At 36.2% G+C, this 4,624-nt stretch carries 4 protein-coding genes; all 4 read right to left on the reverse strand.

The window, feature by feature from the left end; genetic code table 11:
• Window positions 1–285: 285 nt before the first annotated feature.
• A complete protein-coding gene (locus tag OZD63_RS05860; protein ID WP_274979645.1) occupies window positions 286–747 on the reverse strand; it encodes a hypothetical protein in 462 nt (153 codons plus the stop codon).
• 141 nt (window positions 748–888) lie between these two features.
• Window positions 889–1,455 (reverse strand): hypothetical protein, encoded by a 567-nt coding sequence (locus OZD63_RS05865; protein ID WP_274979646.1) that lies wholly within the window; start codon window positions 1,453–1,455, stop codon window positions 889–891.
• Window positions 1,456–1,470: 15 nt separating this feature from the next.
• On the reverse strand, window positions 1,471–1,809 hold the full coding sequence (locus OZD63_RS05870) for a hypothetical protein (protein WP_275008362.1): 339 nt from the start codon (window positions 1,807–1,809) through the stop codon (window positions 1,471–1,473).
• A gap of 67 nt (window positions 1,810–1,876) precedes the next feature.
• Window positions 1,877–4,348 (reverse strand): valine--tRNA ligase, encoded by a 2,472-nt coding sequence (locus tag OZD63_RS05875; protein ID WP_275008363.1) that lies wholly within the window; start codon window positions 4,346–4,348, stop codon window positions 1,877–1,879.
• Window positions 4,349–4,624: the final 276 nt, after the last annotated feature.

Genomic DNA, 4,624 nt, shown 5'->3' on the forward strand with positions numbered 1-4,624 from the left:
ATAGATATACCTCTTTCTTAACTATGCTTATTCTACCTCATATTTTCGAGATCCTTAACAGGTTCTAAGAGTAGCTAAGGAACTAGCTACAAAATAAAATGCATTAGCCTCACTAAGCAAATTGCTCATTACTCCCCTCCCCCCACGTTCAGTAGTCTTGTATATATTTATTAAAATTCTCTTATCTGTGGAGGAATTATAGTGCTGCACCTACAACAAACTTCCCATTTTCAGTCTGCTAGCTAAAAATGGCTAAGGTCTTATGTATCCAGTGTACAACTGTACTCAAAATGTGTGGCAGCTGTTGGTCGGGGTAGAACATCCACTGGTATATCCAGGATCTTCCACAAATGAAGGAACAGACGTTTCGCCTGGCAAATATTGTGCAACTTCTTCTACTAACACGGACTTTATTGCTTGAATCACTTGTAATATTACTTTTTTATCATCATCTCTGATCACTTCATTTTCCCTTACTAATTTTTCTACCTCATCTGTTATATACTCTATCGCCTGTTGCAAAAAAAGCACTTCTTCTTGTTTCTTTTTCGACAAATCTTCTTGAAGTTGTTCTATTTGAGAGGATTGCTCCAAAAGTGAACTGTTTAATTCTTTCACCTTATTATCGTGATCATCCTTCACTGTTGTTAATGTGTTATCAGATTCTTTCTCTTCTTTTTGTAAAGATAATAACTCCTTTTTCAGCTCCTCAATTTTAGATAAGTACTCTTTCTCCTTTGTACACAATTTATCAACTTTACTTTCAAGATCAGTGCGCTTTTGACGTTCATCACTAACTTTACCTTCTAATTCTTTCTTTTCCTTTTCCGACTGGCATAACTTCTTCTCTAATTCTTCTATGTCGCTTTCTGAGCTCTCATGTTGTTCTTACGATTCTAAAGTTTTTAATTGTTTTACTTCTTCTACTTCTACTTTTTTTCTTAACATAGTTAATTGAGTACGCAGAGAAGAAGCTTCCCTACTTTTATGTTCTAATTCCAAGTTTAATTCATCTTCATATTCCAATCTTAAGCGTAACTCATCTTCATATTCTGACTTTAAACATAACTTATTCTTTTCACTTTCTAATTTGCATTGACACAATTCCCCCATTAAAGAATCTACTCTTTCATTCAATCTTGTACTTTCATCACGTAACTCTTGGTGTTCAAGAGAAAGCATCTCCTCCTTATGTTTTAACTGACCTTTTACTTTTGCACTCAATTCTGTATTTTCATCGTGTAAATCTTTGTTCTTATTATTAAGGGCACCTATCTTACCCTCTAATTCTCGGATTTGATTACCTTTATTATTTAACTCTTTTGTAGCATCATCTAATTTTTGCTGTGCATCATCTTGTTGTGTCTTTAACTGCTCTATTTCCTTATTTAACCCTGCAATTTCGCTTTCCAAATCTTGCTTTTCTCGAGTTAATTGATCTTTTAATTCCTTCACTTCTTTATTTGCAGCTTATTTAGCTTTTTCTCCCAGAGCTATTTTACTTTCTAACTCTTGTACCCTACTCTCTGATTGTTGTTTTACGCTTTCTAACTCTTGCTCTTTTTCAGCAAATTTATTTTTCTCAACCTCTATTTTCTTATTATTACTAATTATTTTACATGAAAGTGCAAGCACCAAAATAGAAAGTATAGACAAACTCAAAGCAACAGCTACATTAAAGGCTGCAACTGAAGACAAGAACTTAACATAAGGGGCAACAGCAAGTGTCCCAGACGCAAGCAATACCAAAGTAGCAAGAGCACCAGCTATAAGATATGGTGCATTGGCTTTATTATATAAATCCCCCATTATTATTCTCTCACAATCAATAATGACTATGATAGCATAGATATCAAAGGAAGTGAAGCTATAAAAATCAGTATAAGTCTATATTCACTATGTATTTCCCGTCTTCAGTTTCAAGCTCAGACTGCATCCACTCTATCGTTTCCGCATTGCACACTGCCTGCAAATCATCCTGTGCGGATTGATCCAACTTATCCTCTTGTACGCTCGCTTTTATCATCAACTTTTTTATCAGATGCTTAACTGATACATTATTATCTGCCTTCATCTTTCTGATAATGTTTAATATCTGAATAACATTATCTCCCATTTCCTCTGAATATTTATCGTAGATAAGTTCTTCTTTGCTCGGCCAATTACTTTGATTGTGTACAGAATTATAACTATACAACTGGTGGTATATCTCTTCTGTAATGTAAGGCAAGAAAGGTGCAAATAACCGCAAAATAATATTCAGTACATATGCCAAACTTTGTTTTACACTGAAGGTTGCTTCACTGCTTCCGTACGCGCGTTTTTTTACTAATTCCAAGTAGTTATCACAAAAATCCTTCCAAAAAAATTCTTCTACTGCACTCAAAGCTTCACAGTATTCAAACTGTAATAGGTTATTCGTTGCTCTACCTATTACTTTGTACAGCTTAGACAGTATCCATTTATCCATCGTCTCACTGATGGAATTTATGCTTACTGTTTGATGCTTTTCCATGAACATGGAAACAAACTTGCTAGCGTTCCAAAGTTTTGTAACGAGGCGCTTGCCAATTTTGAATATATTTTCAGAGTAGACTGTATCAACTCCAAGCCTTGAGTTCGCTGCCCAATAGCGCACTACATCAGCTCCATAAGTTTCAAGTATTACATGAGGAGTGATGATGTTACCCTTTGATTTACTCATCTTTTTCTTATCATCGGTTAAACACCAACCGCTGATCATAATGTTTTTCCAAGGTAAAGAATTTGCATGATAATGTGCCTTTAAAATAGTATAAAAAGCCCAAGTTCTGATTATCTCATGGCTCTGGCTGCGCAGATCTGCAGGAAATATCGTATCATAGCGATGATTTGGTAAGCTAAACTCACTGTTTACTGCCAGTGCACTCAGTTGAGGAGTAATTGAACTTGTGGCCCAAGTATCCATTACATCTTGATCTGGGATAATCTCTTCTTTGCTATACCCTTTTGGCAAATCTTTGAGTGGATCAATAGGTAGGGCCTTTATTTCAGCTAGAATAATTTTACCTTCTTCTCCCTTACGTTTAGAATACCACGCTGGAAATGGCACACCAAAATAGCGCTGCCTTGAGATGCACCAGTCCCAATTTAGCCCTTCTATCCACACTTCCATACGTTTACGCATATTGCTTGGGTGCCAATTGCATTCTTTTACTTTATCTAATACTTGAGCTTTTTGCTCTAAAATCTTGATAAACCATTGATAAGTAGGTAATATCTCAAGTGATGCACCAGATCTTTCTGCGCACTTAACAGAATGAGAAATGTTAGTGCTTTCTATCAAAAGTCCTTTTCCACTCGAGATTTCAATCATCCTCTTTCTTGCTGCTGTAACTTTCAATCCATTTATTTCATCGTAGATTCCAGTGTCAGCTACTTTCATGACGCCGGGGTGTGGTGGAATGACATCATCTAGATTCATCCTCCCATCCTGATCGATGATAATTTTCATCGGCAGGTTATGCTTTTGCTGCCAATATATGTCGAGTTCATCACCGAATGTACAACACATAACAAGCCCGGTGCCTTTATCTATTTTAACCTTATCATCTGCTATTATTGGAACTTTCTCCTCTGTTATTGGCACTACCGCTGTTTTCCCGATCAGATGAGTGTAGCGCGTATCCTCTGGATGACAAAAAACTGCAACGCATGCTGGAAGTAGTTCAGGTCGCGTAGTTGCAATATTGATCTGCTCATTTTCTTGAGTAGAGAAAACTATCGTGTTTAAGGATGACTCAAAAACTTTATCTTCTATTTCTGCTTGCGCAATTGCTGTTTTATCAACCGGGTCCCAAAGGATAGGCTGCATTTTTCTATATGCATATCCCTTGTTATATAGATCAATAAACGACATCTGTGAAAGCGTCACAGTTTCCTTGCTGATCGTGTGATATTCCAAATCCCAGTCATAACTAATGCCGACCGATTTAAATAGTTCCTTGAATTCTTGCTTTGATTTTTCAATAACCTCATGGCACATCTCTATAAATTTTTCCCTGCCAACTTCTTTTGCGCGGGTTTTATAGGTTTGCTCAACCAATCTTTCAGTGGGAAGCCCATTATCATCAAACCCAATTGGGTAAAACACATCTTTTCCCAGCATGCGCTGAAACCTTGCAATAAAGTCCGTGTGGCAATAGCTAAATATATGGCCAATATGGAGTTTTCCCGATATTGTCGGTGGAGGCGTGTCTATAGTGAAAGTGTTATCCTTTTCACCATTCCATTTATAAACTTTACTACCTTCCCATAATATGTTGTATTTGTCTTCAACTTCTTTAAAGCCGTATTTTTCTTTTAACATAAATATTTCTCAATTTTAAACCTTAAGCTAGCAACGTTATACCGCCGCGGTATCTCTAGATCCCTCTAACAAGCAGCGGAATGACGATGGTCGGTAAACCTAAATTACTTTAGCTATAGCACAATTAAGTAAATACGGCAATTTTACGCCAAAATTTTTTGTTTACGAACATAAATTTTCTATGCTATGATAAAAATATTACTTGACCTTAGAACCTGTTAAGGATCTCGAAAATATGAGGTAGAATAAGCATAGTTAAGAAAGAGGTATATCTAT

It is taken from the genome of Wolbachia endosymbiont of Drosophila leontia (assembly GCF_028981785.1).
Taxonomy (GTDB): Bacteria; Pseudomonadota; Alphaproteobacteria; order Rickettsiales; family Anaplasmataceae; genus Wolbachia; species Wolbachia pipientis.